Origin of the sequence: Agromyces aurantiacus, from assembly GCF_016907355.1 — a bacterium.
GTDB classification, from domain to species: Bacteria; Actinomycetota; Actinomycetes; order Actinomycetales; family Microbacteriaceae; genus Agromyces; species Agromyces aurantiacus.
Genome location: NZ_JAFBBW010000001.1, coordinates 262,411 through 275,680, shown reverse-complemented (window position 1 = coordinate 275,680; position 13,270 = coordinate 262,411). Strand labels below are relative to the sequence as shown.

General features: G+C 73.6%; 19 protein-coding genes and 1 pseudogene. 12 read left to right on the top strand and 8 right to left on the bottom strand.

The window, feature by feature from the left end; all coding sequences use genetic code 11:
- The first annotated feature begins 51 nt into the window (after positions 1 to 51).
- The 7 genes from JOD46_RS01310 (at position 52) to JOD46_RS01285 (ending at position 4,840) form a co-directional block, all read left to right on the top strand.
- Complete coding sequence (locus JOD46_RS01310) at positions 52 to 1,716, top strand: FAD-dependent oxidoreductase (RefSeq protein ID WP_204391072.1); 1,665 nt, start codon at positions 52 to 54, stop codon at positions 1,714 to 1,716.
- 34 nt (positions 1,717 to 1,750) lie between these two features.
- The gene (locus JOD46_RS19025; protein ID WP_504739290.1) at positions 1,751 to 1,870 is read left to right on the top strand and encodes a DUF8730 family Cys-rich protein; all 120 of its coding nucleotides are present in this window, start codon (positions 1,751 to 1,753) and stop codon (positions 1,868 to 1,870) included.
- A gap of 54 nt (positions 1,871 to 1,924) precedes the next feature.
- Positions 1,925 to 2,086, top strand: coding sequence for a DUF8730 family Cys-rich protein (locus JOD46_RS01305; protein WP_204391071.1), 162 nt, complete (start codon positions 1,925 to 1,927; stop codon positions 2,084 to 2,086).
- A gap of 5 nt (positions 2,087 to 2,091) precedes the next feature.
- A complete protein-coding gene (locus JOD46_RS01300; protein ID WP_204391070.1) occupies positions 2,092 to 2,439 on the top strand; it encodes a hypothetical protein in 348 nt (115 codons plus the stop codon).
- 73 nt (positions 2,440 to 2,512) lie between these two features.
- Positions 2,513 to 2,923 carry a group I truncated hemoglobin gene (locus JOD46_RS01295; RefSeq protein WP_204391068.1) on the top strand — a complete coding sequence of 137 codons (411 nt, stop codon included), beginning with the start codon at positions 2,513 to 2,515 and terminating at the stop codon, positions 2,921 to 2,923.
- Between the two features lie 4 nt (positions 2,924 to 2,927).
- Entirely contained in the window at positions 2,928 to 4,136 is a 1,209-nt protein-coding gene (locus JOD46_RS01290; protein ID WP_204391065.1) for a globin domain-containing protein, read from the top strand.
- Positions 4,133 to 4,840 carry a DivIVA domain-containing protein gene (locus JOD46_RS01285; RefSeq protein WP_204391063.1) on the top strand — a complete coding sequence of 236 codons (708 nt, stop codon included), beginning with the start codon at positions 4,133 to 4,135 and terminating at the stop codon, positions 4,838 to 4,840. The genes JOD46_RS01290 and JOD46_RS01285 overlap by 4 nt, the downstream gene beginning before the upstream one ends.
- Positions 4,841 to 4,948: 108 nt before the next feature.
- Here the strand turns inward: JOD46_RS01285 and JOD46_RS01280 are convergent, their stop codons facing one another.
- The 3 genes from JOD46_RS01280 to JOD46_RS01270 form a co-directional block, all read right to left on the bottom strand.
- Complete coding sequence (locus JOD46_RS01280) at positions 4,949 to 5,653, bottom strand: hypothetical protein (protein ID WP_204391061.1); 705 nt, start codon at positions 5,651 to 5,653, stop codon at positions 4,949 to 4,951.
- 80 nt (positions 5,654 to 5,733) lie between these two features.
- On the bottom strand, positions 5,734 to 6,120 hold the full coding sequence (locus JOD46_RS01275) for a TIGR03618 family F420-dependent PPOX class oxidoreductase (RefSeq protein WP_204391060.1): 387 nt from the start codon (positions 6,118 to 6,120) through the stop codon (positions 5,734 to 5,736).
- Between the two features lie 83 nt (positions 6,121 to 6,203).
- On the bottom strand, positions 6,204 to 6,854 hold the full coding sequence (locus tag JOD46_RS01270) for a LysE family translocator (protein WP_204391057.1): 651 nt from the start codon (positions 6,852 to 6,854) through the stop codon (positions 6,204 to 6,206).
- Positions 6,855 to 6,943: 89 nt separating this feature from the next.
- Between JOD46_RS01270 and JOD46_RS18990 the strand changes: the two are divergent.
- Both JOD46_RS18990 and JOD46_RS18400 read left to right on the top strand, forming a co-directional pair.
- A pseudogene (locus tag JOD46_RS18990) lies at positions 6,944 to 7,069 on the top strand (LysR family transcriptional regulator); the annotation flags it as partial.
- Between the two features lie 202 nt (positions 7,070 to 7,271).
- A complete protein-coding gene (locus tag JOD46_RS18400; protein WP_307834861.1) occupies positions 7,272 to 7,847 on the top strand; it encodes a LysR substrate-binding domain-containing protein in 576 nt (191 codons plus the stop codon).
- Here JOD46_RS18400 and JOD46_RS01260 read toward each other — a convergent pair.
- On the bottom strand, positions 7,816 to 8,271 hold the full coding sequence (locus JOD46_RS01260) for a hypothetical protein (protein WP_204391053.1): 456 nt from the start codon (positions 8,269 to 8,271) through the stop codon (positions 7,816 to 7,818). The two genes, JOD46_RS18400 and JOD46_RS01260, sit on opposite strands and share 32 nt — an antisense overlap.
- A 201-nt stretch (positions 8,272 to 8,472) precedes the next feature.
- Between JOD46_RS01260 and JOD46_RS01255 the strand changes: the two genes are divergently transcribed.
- Both JOD46_RS01255 and JOD46_RS01250 read left to right on the top strand, forming a co-directional pair.
- Complete coding sequence (locus tag JOD46_RS01255; RefSeq protein WP_204391051.1) at positions 8,473 to 9,150, top strand: response regulator transcription factor; 678 nt, start codon at positions 8,473 to 8,475, stop codon at positions 9,148 to 9,150.
- Positions 9,147 to 10,202 (top strand): sensor histidine kinase, encoded by a 1,056-nt coding sequence (locus JOD46_RS01250; RefSeq protein ID WP_204391049.1) that lies wholly within the window; start codon positions 9,147 to 9,149, stop codon positions 10,200 to 10,202. The genes JOD46_RS01255 and JOD46_RS01250 overlap by 4 nt, the downstream gene beginning before the upstream one ends.
- On the opposite strand, the gene JOD46_RS01245 is transcribed toward JOD46_RS01250, so the two are convergent.
- The 4 genes from JOD46_RS01245 to JOD46_RS01230 form a co-directional block, all read right to left on the bottom strand.
- On the bottom strand, positions 10,160 to 10,897 hold the full coding sequence (locus tag JOD46_RS01245) for a cytochrome c biogenesis CcdA family protein (protein WP_204391047.1): 738 nt from the start codon (positions 10,895 to 10,897) through the stop codon (positions 10,160 to 10,162). The two genes, JOD46_RS01250 and JOD46_RS01245, sit on opposite strands and share 43 nt — an antisense overlap.
- Positions 10,894 to 11,364 carry a thioredoxin gene (locus JOD46_RS01240; protein ID WP_204391045.1) on the bottom strand — a complete coding sequence of 157 codons (471 nt, stop codon included), beginning with the start codon at positions 11,362 to 11,364 and terminating at the stop codon, positions 10,894 to 10,896. The genes JOD46_RS01245 and JOD46_RS01240 overlap by 4 nt, the downstream gene beginning before the upstream one ends.
- A gap of 113 nt (positions 11,365 to 11,477) precedes the next feature.
- Entirely contained in the window at positions 11,478 to 12,002 is a 525-nt protein-coding gene (locus JOD46_RS01235) for a DUF2127 domain-containing protein (protein WP_204391043.1), read from the bottom strand.
- 14 nt (positions 12,003 to 12,016) lie between these two features.
- The gene (locus JOD46_RS01230) at positions 12,017 to 12,421 is read right to left on the bottom strand and encodes a cupin domain-containing protein (protein ID WP_204391040.1); all 405 of its coding nucleotides are present in this window, start codon (positions 12,419 to 12,421) and stop codon (positions 12,017 to 12,019) included.
- Between the two features lie 171 nt (positions 12,422 to 12,592).
- On the opposite strand from JOD46_RS01230, the gene JOD46_RS01225 reads away from it, so the two are divergent.
- Positions 12,593 to 13,261 (top strand): AMIN-like domain-containing (lipo)protein, encoded by a 669-nt coding sequence (locus JOD46_RS01225; protein WP_204391039.1) that lies wholly within the window; start codon positions 12,593 to 12,595, stop codon positions 13,259 to 13,261.
- The last annotated feature ends 9 nt before the right edge of the window (positions 13,262 to 13,270 follow it).

The following is a 13,270-nucleotide window of genomic DNA, read 5'->3' as shown; positions in this document are numbered from 1 at the left end:
TACCCGGACGGTATTTTGACAATACCCCCGGGGTATCCGTACCATGGTCTCATGACTTCCCAGCGGTACCTCATCATCGGCGGCGTCGCCGGCGGCATGTCCGCCGCGACGCGACTGCGACGGCTCGACGAGCACGCGCAGATCACCGTGCTCGAGCGCGGCGGCCACGTCTCGTTCGCGAACTGCGGCCTCCCCTACTACCTCGGCGGCGTCATCGAGGAGCGCTCGAGCCTGCTCCTGCAGTCGCCCGCCTCGCTCGGCAGCCGCTTCGGGCTCGACGTGCGCGTGCGCACCGAGGCCGTCGCGATCGACCGCGATGCGAAGACCGTCCTCGCCCGCGACCTCGCCACCGGCGAGGAGCGCACGCTCGAGTACGACGCGCTCGTGCTCTCGCCGGGGGCCACGCCCGTGCGCCCGCCCATCGAGGGCGGCGAGCGGATGCTGACGCTGCGCGACATCGACGACGTCGACGCCGCGATGGCCGCCCTCGAGGTCTCTCCCCGCAGCGCGCTCGTCATCGGCGCCGGCTTCATCGGCCTCGAGATGGTCGAGAACCTGGCCCACCGGGGCCTCGACGTGACCCTCGTCGAGCTCGGCGAGCAGGTGCTGCCGCCGCTCGACCCGGAGATGGCCGCGCCCGTCGCGGAGCGTCTCCGCGAGGCCGGCGTCGACGTGCGCCTGGGCACCCAGGTCACCGCGCTCGGCCCCGACACCGCCACGCTCAGCGACGGCACGACCGTCGCCGCCGAGTTCGTGCTCGGCTCCATCGGCGTGCGGCCCGACACGAGCCTGGCCACGGCCGCCGGCCTCGAGCTCGGCCCGCGCGGCGGCATCCGGGTGGATGACGCGCTGCGCACGAGCGACCCGCACATCTGGGCCATCGGCGACGCCGTCGAGAAGGTCGACGCGATCACCGGCGAGCCCCGGCTCGTCGCCCTCGCGGGCCTCGCGAACCGCCACGGCCGGCTCGCGGCCGACGCGATCACCGGGCGCGACATCCGCGTGCGCGACGCGCTCGGCACCGCCGTCGTCGGCCTCATGGGCCTGACCATCGCCGCGACCGGATGGAACGAGAAGCTGCTGCGCTCGCAGGGCCGCGACATCCGCGTCATCCACACCCACCCCGCCTCGCACACCGGGTACTACCCAGGGGCCGAGACGATGGCGCTGAAGCTGCTCGTCGACGCCGGCACCGACGCGATCCTCGGCGCCCAGGGCGTCGGCGGCGAGGGCGTGGACAAGCGCATCGACGTGATCGCGACCGCGATGGCCGGCGGCATCACCGCCTCCGAGCTCGCCGACCTCGAGCTGGCCTACGCGCCGCAGTACTCGTCGGCGAAGGACCCGGTGAACATGCTCGGCTACGTCGCGCTCAACGCACTCGAGGGCCTCACGCCGTCGATCCAGTGGCACGAGCTCGACGCCGCGGTCGATGCGGGCGCGACCGTCGTCGACGTCCGCACGGCGGCCGAGGTGGCGGATGGCGCGATCCCCGGCTCGCTCCGGATCCCGCTCGACGAGCTGCGCACCCGCGCCGACGAGCTGCCCGCCGGGCGCCTGATCGTGCACTGCAAGGTCGGCCAGCGCGGGCACACCGCGGTGCGCCTGCTCGCGCAGCTCGGCCGCGACGCCGTCAACCTCGACGGCGGGTACCTCACCTGGAAGGCCGGCATGGCCTCGCGCACGGCCGTCGAGGCCGAGGCGCTCGCCGCCTGATCCCACCACACCCCATCCACGAAGGAGAACACCTATGTGCAGCCCCGTTCCGTGCACCTGCGGCAAGACGACCTGGTCTGGTTGCGGCCAGCACGTCGCCGGCGTCAAGGACCACGTCCCCGCCGAGCAGTGGTGCGACGGCGACCACGAGTGACGCCGTCCGGCAACGCCTGAACCACCCCGACCAACCCGAACGAGGAGAACCCACATGTGCCGAGCCGTCACCTGCCGGAAGTGCGGAAAGACCACCTGGGCCGGCTGCGGCCAGCACGTCGACCAGGTCATGCGCGGCGTCCCGCGCGCGCAGCGCTGCGCCGGGCACGAGGACGAGCCGTCGACCGGCTTCCTCGCGCGCCTCTTCGGGCGCTGAGCCGGATGCCGCGGCCGGCGCTCGATCGCGACGAGGTGCGCCGGCGGCGCACCTCGTCGGCGCAGGCCTGGGCCGACGCGCTGGGCGACGCGACGTCCTGCACGATCGCGAAGGACGGGCGGTCGCACCCGACCGCGAAGTTCCAGGAGGGCCGGGCGGCGGCACTCGGTGACTTGCTGCGTCGCACCGACCGTGACGCGACCGCCGACGCCATCCTCGCCGCGGCCGCGGCGCTCGCCGAGGAGTGGGAGCGACGCAGGCCACCGGGTGGCGGCGATCGCAACTGGGAGAGCTACCGGGCCGGCGCGCTCCAAGCCCTTCGCGACCTCGAAGCTCCATGGGAGTTGTCCTGATCCGATTCCGCCCCGCTGGGCGTCTCTGCTAAGAAAGGTAGGTCCCCCGCCCTACCAGAGATCGGATGAACCGATGACCTCCACCCCGGACGAGCAGAACGACCCCCAGGCCCAGAGCGACTACGCGGCGGTCGGCGGTGGCCCGGCGATCGCCCAGGTGGTGGACCGGTTCTACCAGCTCGTGCTCGGCGACGAGCAGCTGAGCGGCTACTTCGAGGGGATCGAGATGGTCCGACTCAAGCGCCACCAGGTCGCGCTCGTGTCGCAGGTCATGGGCGGACCGGTCGAGTACTCCGGGCGCGACCTGCGCGCCGCCCACGAGGGCATGAACATCTCGCGCGAGGACTTCGGCGCCGTCGCCGGCCACCTCGTGACCGCACTCAGCGAAGCCGGCGTCGAGCGCCCCATCATCGACCGGGTCGTCGGCACGATCGCCGGCACCGAGCCCGACATCGTGGTCGAGGCGCGCTCCGCGGCCGGGTGACGCGGTGGACACCGCCGCACTGAAGAAGACGTGGGCGCTCGCCGAGACCCTCGGCGACGAGGTGCCGCTGTACTTCTACTCGCACCTCTTCCTCTCGCACCCCGGGCTGCGCAGCATGTTCCCGGTCTCGATGGCGACCCAGCGCGATCGCCTGGTCGGCGCGCTCGGGCGCATCGTCTCGAACGTCGACCAGCTCGATGAGGTGACCGCGTTCATCCAGCAGCTCGGCCGCGACCACCGGCGGTTCGAGGTCATCGCCGAGCACTACGACGCGGTCGGCGCGTCGCTGCTCGCAACCCTCGAGCACTTCCTCGGAGACCTCTGGACCGAGGAGCTCGCGGGGGACTGGGCGGCCGCGTACGGCGTGATCGCCGGCGTCATGGTGCAGGCCGCCGCGGAGTCCGAGCAGACCAGTCCCGCGTCGTGGAGCGGTCAGGTCGTCGACGTCGACCGTCGCGGCCTCGACATCGTGGTCGTGCAGGTCCGGCCCGAGCCGCACCTGCCGTTCGAGCCGGGCCAGTCGGTGGCGGTCGAGGTGCCCGCCCGGCCGCGCCTGTGGCGCTACCTCAGCCCGGCGAACGCACCGCGCCCCGATGGTTCCCTCGAGTTCCACGTCCAGCTGGTGCCGGGCGGCCAGGTCAGCAGCACGATCGTGCGCGACCTGCGGCCCGGCGAGCGGGTGCGGATCGGCGCAGCCGTCGGCCAGGAGCTGACCCTCGACGAGCGCGAGCGCGAACGCGACCTCGTCATGGTCGCCGGCGGCACCGGCCTGGCCCCGCTGCGGGCGCACCTCGAGCGACTCGACCAGGTGTGGCGGTCCACCGGCCGCGCGCCCCGGGTCGACCTGTTCCACGGCGCGCGAGTGCCGTCGAGCCTGTACGAGCACCGCCTGCTGCAGGACCTCTCGGGACGACCCTGGTTCACGTACACCCCCGTGATCTCGGACGACCCGACCTACCCGGGCGCCAAGGGCTACGTCGGCGACGCCGCGGCCGACGCCGGCCCGTGGCACGGGCGCCTCGCGCTCGTGTGCGGCTCCGCCGAGATGGTCCGCCACACCGTCCGCCGCCTCCGCGCCGCGGGGGTTGCGCACGACGACGTCCGCTTCGAGCAGTTCGCGACCCTCGACGAAGACAGTCATGCCCTGCATCACCACACCCACGACCCGCAGCCGACCGAGCTGCCGCAGAGCGAACAGGGGGCCTACGCATGACGCAGAACGAGATCGACCCCGAGACCATCGCCGCGCCGCCGGGCACCACGCCCGAGAACGCCCTGGCCCTCGCCGTCAGCCGCCTGCCCGACACCCGTTCGGTCGAGTTCACCATGAAGATCCGGGGCGGCGCGTACGACCGCCTCGAGGTCGACAACTTCATGGCGAGCCTCGCGCAGGCGATCGCCGAGGTGCGCACCGCAGCGAGTGACGCGCGTCAGGAGCTCGCGACGCTGCGCGCCGAGAACGCGAACCTGCGCGGCGGCGCCGGCCCCGGCTCCGGCTCCGAGGACGAGATCACCTCCGGCGCGGTCGGCCTGCTCACCCAGGCCCAGCTCATCGCCGACAAGGCGATCGCCGACGCCGAGCAGTACGCGCGCGACCTCGTGCTCACCGCCCGCAACCAGTACCGCGAGATCCTCGAGCGGGCCGAGAGCAGCGCGAGCCAGGCGACCGCGACCCTTCCGGCTACGCAGCAGGGGCCGGCGGTTCCCGAGATCGAGTACGTCCGCACCTACGCGCAGGTCGCGCAGATCCAGCTGCGCTCGGTGCTCGAGGCGCTCACCGAGCAGGTCGACCGTCTCGGCAGCCTGCCGCAGGCCTCGCCCGAGGCGACCGCCGAAGCCGCGCCGGCGCCCGCCGAGGACGGGCCGGCGGGCGAGCCCCAGTGGCAGCCCTCCACGCCGGGGCAGGCGATCGCGTAGCCGACGACCGACGTCGTCGCCCGGGTCGGGTGCACTGACACGAATGCGAGGGCCTCCGCCGATCGGCGGAGGCCCTCGCATGTCCGCGTGTCGGCACCGATCGCCGCCTCAGCGAGACCGGGCGGGCGCAGCGGCCATCGCGACAGCGGCCGGACCGGCCGCGGGCTGTCGCGAGGCGCCCACGAAGCGCGCCGTGTCGGACACGGCGGCGGACAGCAGGGCCACGAGGCGGTCGTCGGCGTCGTCGATGCAGGCTCGGGCGATGCCGTCGACCGCACCGGTCACGATGTCGCGGCACTGACGCGCCGACATGCCGGAGAGGACGGGGCTGCCCGTGCCGACCTTCGCGATGAACCGCGCGGCCCACGCGTCGGCGGCGGGAGCGGCGCGCAGGGCGCCCGCGCCGCGTTCGCGCGTCTCGGTCGCGAGGTCGTCGTCGCGGTGCGCGAGCACCGAGAGCGCGATCCGCAGCCCGACGGCCTGCGAGCGCTGGCGCTCCTCGGCGGCGATCGGCACGGCCGCGCTCGCAGCCCGTGCGGCGAGCAGCACGTCGAGCATCGGGTCCTCGCTGGTCAGGCCGATGACCGCCGGGATCAGCGGCGCGAGCCGCGCGCGGCCGGCGTCGCTCGTGCGGTCGTTCACCATGCGCGCGAGGTGGGCGAGCGTGGCGTGGGTGCACGCCGGATGGTCGCTCCATCGCTCGCCGGCGAGGTAGGAGGCGAACTCCATGAAGCAGGCCCCGCGCCGGGGCGAGCGGTGCCGGCCCGGGGAGAGGATCGGCATGACATCCGGGTGAAGCATCGTGGCGCGCATTCGGGCCTCCCTCGCTCCCTTCCACTGTGCGCCTGCCGACGACGTGATTCAAGGGGTCGGGCGGATGTCTCGCGAGCGAGTCAGCCGGACTCGGGGCGCATCCCGGCCGATCCGAGCACGCGCTCGACCGTCAGCTCGAGCACGACCCGCTGGGGGTTGGGCCGCGGCTGCCGGTAGCGCCTGGCGTACAGCTCGACGGCGAGGGCGACGGCGTCGGCGTCGGCGAGCACGCGCACCGGGCCCTCGAAGCTGATCCACCTCGCGCCGTCGACGGTGTTCACGCTCGCGCGACCGCTCCGCTCGGCGTTCACGAACTTCTGCGAGCCGCGACTGCCGATCACCCGGACGACGCCGTCGAGGTAGGTGATGCCGACCGGGACCGAGTGGATGCGCCCGTCCCGGCCGAGGGTCGAGAGCGTCGCGAGGTGGCGCTCGGCGAGGAATTCGCGGGCGGCATCGGTGATCATGGCTGGCACTCCAACGCGACGGCGCCGGGGTGTCGGGGGATCGGCGGTCGCTCCGTCCTCCAGTGTGCCACCGCCGTCCCGTGTCACCCGGTCAGCGAGACGACCGCGGCGATCCCGAGCGCGATCCCGAATCCGGTGATGACCACGCCGGCGAGCCCGTCGATCGGGCTGGCCACCGCGGGGCGGCGCAGCCAGGAGCCCATCGACTGCGCGAGCAGGGCCAGCGCGCCCAGCCAGGACGCGCCGAAGGCCACGTGGATGCCGGCCAGTGCCATGCCCGTCGCGAAGTGCGCGCCACCGCCGAGGGACCCGACCTGCGAGACGACCGCGACGTAGAACGCACCGACCTTCGGGTTGAGCAGGTTGGTGAGTCCGCCCTGCCGCAGTCCGGTCAGGAACGATCCGGATGCCGCGAGCGGCCCGTCCTCGATCCGGGCCGCGGGGCGCCGCGCCGCCGAGACGAGCAGTCGCGAGCCGATCCACAGCAGGTAGGCGGCACCGGCGGCCCGCACCGCGAATCCGATCGTCGGCACGGCGTCGAACAGGGCGGCGACGCCGATCGATGCGAGCAGTCCCCACGCGAGGACGCCGAACTGGACCCCCACGACGACGCCCCACGCGCGGCGCGGCGAGACGGTCGCCGACCGGATGAGCAACGCCGTGTCCGCTCCTGGCGTGATCGTGAGCACGCCCAGCATGAGGGCGAAGGGCGCGAGTGCGGTGAGCAGTTCCATCGCCTTCGACCGTATGGACGGCCGGTTGCGGCATCCATAGCATCATTCTCAGCAGTACTCATGCGTCGATCTCACGAGAGGAGCACGCCGTGTACGATCTGGCGCGGCTCAGGCTGCTCCGCGAGCTGCATCATCGCGGCACCCTGGCGGCGGTCGCCGCGGCGCTCGGCTACGACCCCTCGACCGTGTCGCACCAACTGTCGATCCTCACCCGCGAAGTCGGCGTGCCGCTGCTCGAGCCGGTCGGCCGCGGCGTCCGCCTCACGGCGGCGGCGAACGCCCTCGTCGCGCACACCGAGACGATCCTCCGCGAGCTCGAGCGCGCCGAGGCGGCGATCGCCGCGAGCCGCGACGCCGTCACTCGGGCGGGTCCGCGTCGCGACCTTCCAGACCGCGGCGCACGCGCTCATCCCGGTCGTGGCCCCCGGTCTCGCGCAGGAGCATCCGATGCTCGAGGTGCAGTACTCGCACGTCCCCGCCGAGCACGCGATCCCCGGGCTCCTCGCCCGCGACTTCGACGTCGCGATCACCGAGCGCTACCCGCACGACCCCCATTCGCCGGCGGCCGGCATCGAGCGCGTCGCGACCGTGCCCGACGAACTCGTCCTCGCAGTGCCGGCGCCGTACGCCGCCGCGTCGTTCCGCGAGCTCGCGGACGCGCCGTGGGTCATGGAACCGGTCGGGACCGCAGCGCGTTCGTGGGCACTCGATCGATGCCGGAGCGCCGGCTTCGAGCCGGGCGTGCGCTTCGAGACGGCGGACCTCGTGCTGCACGCCACGCTCATCGGAGCCGGGCTCGCCGTCGGCTTCATCCCTCGGCTCGGGATCAGGCCGACCCTCGACGCGCGGCTCGAGCCGTCCGGCGACCACCGTGAGATCTCCATCTCGGTCCGGCGGGGCAGCCGCGGCCACCCCGCCATCGACGCCGTGACCCGGGCGCTCGGCCGCGCGCTCGAGGACCTCACCCGTGCAACGGGATCACCGGGCAGGTGAAGGACCTGACGACCCCCGTGTCGACCGCCGCGCCGGCCGCGATCGCCGACATGAGCTCCGCGTCCGAGTCGATCACGCCGTCGCCGTCCGTGTCGCCCGCGGCGACCGCCGCGGCGTAGCCCATCGGGAAGGCGAGGGCGTGCACCATCCAGCGGCCGCCGTTGTAGTCGGTGTCGCCCGGCGCCGCCGTCGCGACGTTGGGCTGCTCCCCGCCGAAGGCGTAGATGACGTCGAACGCGTGCGACGGCGCGCCCGTGCTCGAGAGGTCGTTCGGCGTGGCGACCGTGCGGTAGAGGTCGCCGTCGACGTAGAACGCCGGGCCGGTGACGCCGCCCGAGCCGGCGGCGTGCGCCGCCGCGGGCGCGAGGACGAGCGCCGCGGCGGCGGCGGCGGTGAGTGCGGTGCGCGAGATGCGGGTGAGCATGGGAGGTTCCCTTCCACGGCCGAGGCCGTCGGTGGCCGGCGAGCGCCGGGCGGCTCGATTCCGGGCCGCCACGCCAGTCCAGCGCGGGGCACGCGCGAACTCCATGACGGCGCCCTTACCGCCTCCTTACGGTGTGGTGACGGATGGCGCCGGCCCGCGGAACCCCGCCGATCACCGCCGAGGCGGCCGTACGCTGGGCTCGTGGCACGCGTGCTCGTGGTCGACGACGACGCCACCGTCGCGGAGGTGGTGGTCGCCTACCTCGAGCGCGCCGGGATGGAGACGGAGCGCGCCGCGGACGGATTCGCCGCCGTGGCCGCAGCCGAGGCATCCGCCCCCGACGCGGTCGTGCTCGATCTGATGCTGCCCGGGCTCGACGGCATCGAGGTCCTTCGCCGGTTGCGCACCGCGCGACCCTCGATGCCGATCCTCATGCTGACCGCCCGGGGCGAGGAGGACGACCGGCTCGTCGGCCTCGAGTCGGGCGCCGACGACTACATCGTCAAGCCGTTCAGCCCGCGCGAGCTCGTGCTGCGGGTCCAGGCGGTGCTGCGCCGCACCGGCGGTGGGCCGCCCGCGCTCCTCGAGGACGGCGCGCTCTCGCTCGACCCGGTCGCGCATCGGGCCTGGCAGGACGGCGTCGAGCTGCAGCTGACCGTGCGCGAGTTCGAGCTGCTGCGCTGGTTCCTCTCGCACCCGGGCGCCGTCCACGACCGCGAGACGCTGCTGCGCGAGGTGTGGGGCTGGGAGGTCGGCGACCTCTCGACCGTGACCGTGCACGTGCGCCGGCTTCGCGAGAAGATCGAGCCCGACCCGGCACGGCCCCGCCGGCTCGTGACGGTGTTCGGCGTCGGCTACCGGTGGGACGGCGGCACATGAGCCTCGAGGTGCTGCCGGCGATCGCCGTCGCGGCCGTCGTGGCCGGCGCCGTGGGCCTGGGCGGCGCGCTCATCGTGCTGGCCGTCGCACGCCGCCGTCCGGCGCTGGCCGCCGCCCTCGGGCCGCTCGTCGTGATCGCGGCGCTGGGCAGCGGGGTGGCGGCGAGCATCCAGGCGATGGTGCTGCCGAAGAGCGCGGTGTCGGCCGTGCTCTGGCTGCTGGTCGCGGCCGTGCCCTCGGCGCTCGTCGTGGGCCTCGTGCTCGCGGTGCGCACGCAGCGCCTCGGTGCGGATCGGGCCGCGGCGGTCGCCGCCCGCGAACGCGACGCGGCCGCCGAGTCGCGGCGCCGCGAGGTCGTCGCCTGGATCTCCCACGACCTCCGGGCGCCGCTCGCGTCGGTGCGCGCGCTCGCCGAGGCCGCCGAGGACGGCGTCGCGGCGCCCGCGGACGCCATTCGCGGCATCCTCGCCGAGAACGCCAGGATGAGTGGGATGGTCGACGACCTGCTCGCCTACTCGCGCCTGCACGCGCCGGGGGTGCGCCTGCAGCTCGAGCCCGTCGACGTGGGCGACATCGTGTCGGACGTGCTCGCGACGGCGGCGCCGATCGCCCAGGCGGCCGGCGTGCGGGTCGACGGGGCGGTGGTGGGAGACGCGGCGGCGGTGGCCGACCCGCGCGAGCTCTCGCGCGCGGTCGAGAACCTCGTCCTCAACGGGATCCGCCACACGCCCCGTGGGCGTGCGGTGCGCGCGGACGTCGCCCGCGACGGCGCCGAGGCGGTGGTCGTGTCCGTCTCGGACGGCTGCGGTGGGATCCCCGAGGCCGACCTGGGTCATGTGTTCGAGCCCGGATGGCGCGGCACCTCGGCGCGCACGCCGGGCCAGGGCGGGGGCACCGGCACGGGGCTGTCGATCGTGCAGCGGGTGGCGGAGCTGCACGGCGGAGCCTGCTCGGTCGAGAACGTCGACGGCGGATGCCGCTTCGACCTGCGCGTGCCGGGTGCCGGTGCTCAGGCTCCGAGGAGTTCCTCGAGGCGCGCGACGGGGTCGTAGAGACCCGCATCGAGGATCCAGGTCTGCACCGACTTGTCGAACCCCGTGATCACCGCCAGCCCCACGAGCACGAAGATCGCGCCGATCGTGCGGCGGAACCATCCGCTCGGGTCGGCCAGCCAGCCCAGGCGCCGCACGAGTCCGCGCCCGAGCAGCGCGATCAGCAGCAGCATTCCGGCGAGCCCGAGCGCGTAGGCGGTCACGTAGCCGAGGCCCTCGGCGAAGGAGACCGGAAGGACGGCGGCGACGATCAGGGCGTAGGTCGGGCTGCAGCTCGAGAAGACGGGGCCGAGCGCGGCGCCGGTCAGGATGTCGCCCCCGACGCCGCCCCGTCGCACCGATCGGTCGAGCAGCGTCCCGCTGCGCGCCTGCAGGCCGAGCCGTGTCGAGAGGCGATCCCACAGCGCGGGGAACAGCAGGTCGACGCCGAGCAGGACGACGATGCCGCCCGAGACGAGCTGCCACGCCTGCGGCGGCACGGCGAGCAGTGCGGTGGTGGCCTTGAGGGCCAGCGTGAACAGCACGACGCTCACCGCGAGCGACGCCGCGATCACCAGCGGGCGCCATCGGGCTCGACCCCCGTCGCCCCCGCGAACGATGGAGCCGCCGATGATCACCGGGAGCAGCGGCAGCACGCAGGGGGCCGCGAACGTCAGGATGCCGGCTCCGAAGCTGAGCAGCAGCGAGGCCGTCACGGGATCGCGGCGCGGAGCGAGGCCACCGACGGGTCGTCGTATAGGACCGTGCTCGAGAGCAGCTCGCCGCGGTCGTCGACGAAGACGACCGTCGTCTGGAGGGTCACGCCGTACTTCTGCCGCAGGTCGGTGCGCGCGTCGTAGTCGACCTTGAAGACGGTCAGACCGTCGGGCGGCCCGTCGGTGCGGAGCTCCTCGTCGAGTTCGCGGCACTGCGGGCACCAGCCGGCGTGGAAGAAGAGCGCCTTCGGACCTGGGGTGGCCTCGATCGCGCCGTCGGCGTAGTCCAGGTAGGCGCCGGCCTGGTCCGAGTCGGATGCCGCGCCATCCGAGTCGGGGGAGGGTGCGCTCGTGGCCTCGCTGGTCGCACCTGCGGACGCCGTCGGAACGTCCGGCGAGGACCCGGAACACGCCGAGAGCATGAGCGCTGCGCCGAACACGACGGCGCCCAGTGTTCGATGATCCATCGTCGACCCTCCGTCGCCCATCCGTGACTGCTGCCCACGGTAGCCCGAGCCCGAGGGGCGGACGGGTGTCGGCGCGATGACGTCACCAGACCGTAAGGACCCGCTCGGCGCGGTCAGTCGCGGGTGTCGGCCGGTCGCCGGACGACCCAGTCCACGGTGCTGCGCCACGTCTCGCGCAGCGTGCGGCCCTGCCGCCATTCGCGCCACGTCAGGACGACGATGAGCACGTCGAAGACGGTCAGCACCAGCACCGTCACGGTGGGGGCGGCGATGAGTTGGGTCACCTGGAACACGAGGAACCCGAGCAGCGCCGCGATCGCCCACGGGTAGACGCGGCGCGTGCCGAGCAGCAGCGCGGCCACGATCGCGAGCTTCACGAGCCCGTGCAGCAGCAGGTATGCCGCCAGGAACCGCGAGGTCCCGAGGTCGAGGTGCTGCACGCCGTGGACGAGCAGGTTCGCGAGCACGTCGTGCGGGTCCTCCGCGAGCTCGTGCGCCGTCACGGCTCGCGCCGCGCCCAGCAACCGGTCGGACGGCACGGCCAGCAGCACGACGCCGCCGACCACCTCGACGAGCCCGTCGACGCCCTTCAGCAGCACGCCCACGAGGAACGCGAGGTCGAGGACCCGCTCGCGCATCCGAGGTCACCCCATCAGGACGCGACGCGGCCCTCGGGAGCGGTCGGCGTCCACGGCCCGTCGATGAGGGTCGCTTCCGCGTCGCCCGGCCACGGCGGCATCGAGACGCAGAGGAATCGGAGCGGGTCGGCGCCGGTGCAGCGGTACTGGAACGCCGTTCCGACCGGGATGTCGATGGTGACCCCCGGCTCGAGGATGGTCGTCTCCTCGCCTGCGCCGTCGCGCCGCCAGATCTCGCCCGCGCCCGAGAGCACGTGCCAGAACTCGCTCACCGTGGCGTGGACGGTCGCCCGGTTCACTTGGCCCGGCGGAACCGTGGAGTGGATCATGTTGCCGGTCGCGCCCTCCATGAGGTACCGGATCTCGGCGCCAGCGGGGGAGCGGGCGTCCGGCGCGGGCGGGAATGGACGAGTCTGCATGGAGGACCTCCCTGTGCTCACGACCAGTATCCCGCCGACCCTCGCCGGGCGACGCGATCGGCCGGCTGATCGGCGCCGGGTGCGCGGGCCATTGGCCCCGGCCGAGGCGCGTCGAGCAGGGCTAACCTCACCCCTGTGCGGGCGTCAGGCACCCGCTCGAGGGGGATGATCATGCGAACCGCATCGACTTCGGACATCCGACCCGGCACCGTCCGCTCCGTCAAGATCGCCGCGGCCGCCGTGCTCATCGCCGCCTCCGGCATGTCGCTGTCAGGATGCGCGCCCGAGGAGCCGGGGCCGACGCCCACCTCGGCGGCGCCATCCGAGTCCACGCCCGCGGCGACGTCGAGTCCGACCGCCGCACCGACCGAGCCCGGAACGGAGGAATGCACCGACCCGGGTGGTGTGGATGCCGTCGAAGACGACTTTCCCGCGGGCCTGTCGACGCTCGTCGGCCTCGAGATCCGCACGGGGAGCCATCCGCCCTGCTTCGAGCGGGTGGTGATCGAGTTCGCGGGCACCGGCGATGCGCCCGGATACCGCGTCGAGTACCGGTCCGACCCCATCCTCGATGAGCCCAGGGGTGAGCCGGTGGAGGTCGCCGGCGACGCCACGCTCGTGGTCACGGCCGAGGTCTGGATGCCGAACCCCGAGGGCGACGGCTACGACGGGCCGCGGGAGCTGACGCCGACGACTGTCGAGACCATCCTCGAGCTGCAGCAGATCGAGAACTTCGAAGGGATGACGTCGTGGGCCGTCGGCCTCGACCGCGAGCGGCCGTTCACCGTCACGAGACTCGAGAACCCGGCGCGGCTCGTCGTCGACATCTCGCTGGAGTGAGGGTTCCGC

Excerpts from the sequence above, each read along its gene's own strand:
- JOD46_RS01310 (WP_204391072.1), top strand. The coding sequence starts at position 52 with ATGACTTCCCAGCGGTACCTCATCATCGGCGGCGTCGCCGGCGGCATG.
- JOD46_RS19025 (WP_504739290.1), top strand. The coding sequence starts at position 1,751 with ATGTGCAGCCCCGTTCCGTGCACCTGCGGCAAGACGACCTGGTCTGGT.
- JOD46_RS01305 (WP_204391071.1), top strand. The coding sequence starts at position 1,925 with ATGTGCCGAGCCGTCACCTGCCGGAAGTGCGGAAAGACCACCTGGGCC.
- JOD46_RS01300 (WP_204391070.1), top strand. The coding sequence starts at position 2,092 with ATGCCGCGGCCGGCGCTCGATCGCGACGAGGTGCGCCGGCGGCGCACC.
- JOD46_RS01295 (WP_204391068.1), top strand. The coding sequence starts at position 2,513 with ATGACCTCCACCCCGGACGAGCAGAACGACCCCCAGGCCCAGAGCGAC.
- JOD46_RS01285 (WP_204391063.1), top strand. The coding sequence starts at position 4,133 with ATGACGCAGAACGAGATCGACCCCGAGACCATCGCCGCGCCGCCGGGC.
- JOD46_RS01280 (WP_204391061.1), bottom strand. The coding sequence starts at position 5,653 with ATGCGCGCCACGATGCTTCACCCGGATGTCATGCCGATCCTCTCCCCG.
- JOD46_RS01275 (WP_204391060.1), bottom strand. The coding sequence starts at position 6,120 with ATGATCACCGATGCCGCCCGCGAATTCCTCGCCGAGCGCCACCTCGCG.
- JOD46_RS01270 (WP_204391057.1), bottom strand. The coding sequence starts at position 6,854 with ATGGAACTGCTCACCGCACTCGCGCCCTTCGCCCTCATGCTGGGCGTG.
- JOD46_RS01260 (WP_204391053.1), bottom strand. The coding sequence starts at position 8,271 with ATGCTCACCCGCATCTCGCGCACCGCACTCACCGCCGCCGCCGCCGCG.
- JOD46_RS01250 (WP_204391049.1), top strand. The coding sequence starts at position 9,147 with ATGAGCCTCGAGGTGCTGCCGGCGATCGCCGTCGCGGCCGTCGTGGCC.
- JOD46_RS01240 (WP_204391045.1), bottom strand. The coding sequence starts at position 11,364 with ATGGATCATCGAACACTGGGCGCCGTCGTGTTCGGCGCAGCGCTCATG.
- JOD46_RS01235 (WP_204391043.1), bottom strand. The coding sequence starts at position 12,002 with ATGCGCGAGCGGGTCCTCGACCTCGCGTTCCTCGTGGGCGTGCTGCTG.
- JOD46_RS01230 (WP_204391040.1), bottom strand. The coding sequence starts at position 12,421 with ATGCAGACTCGTCCATTCCCGCCCGCGCCGGACGCCCGCTCCCCCGCT.
- JOD46_RS01225 (WP_204391039.1), top strand. The coding sequence starts at position 12,593 with ATGCGAACCGCATCGACTTCGGACATCCGACCCGGCACCGTCCGCTCC.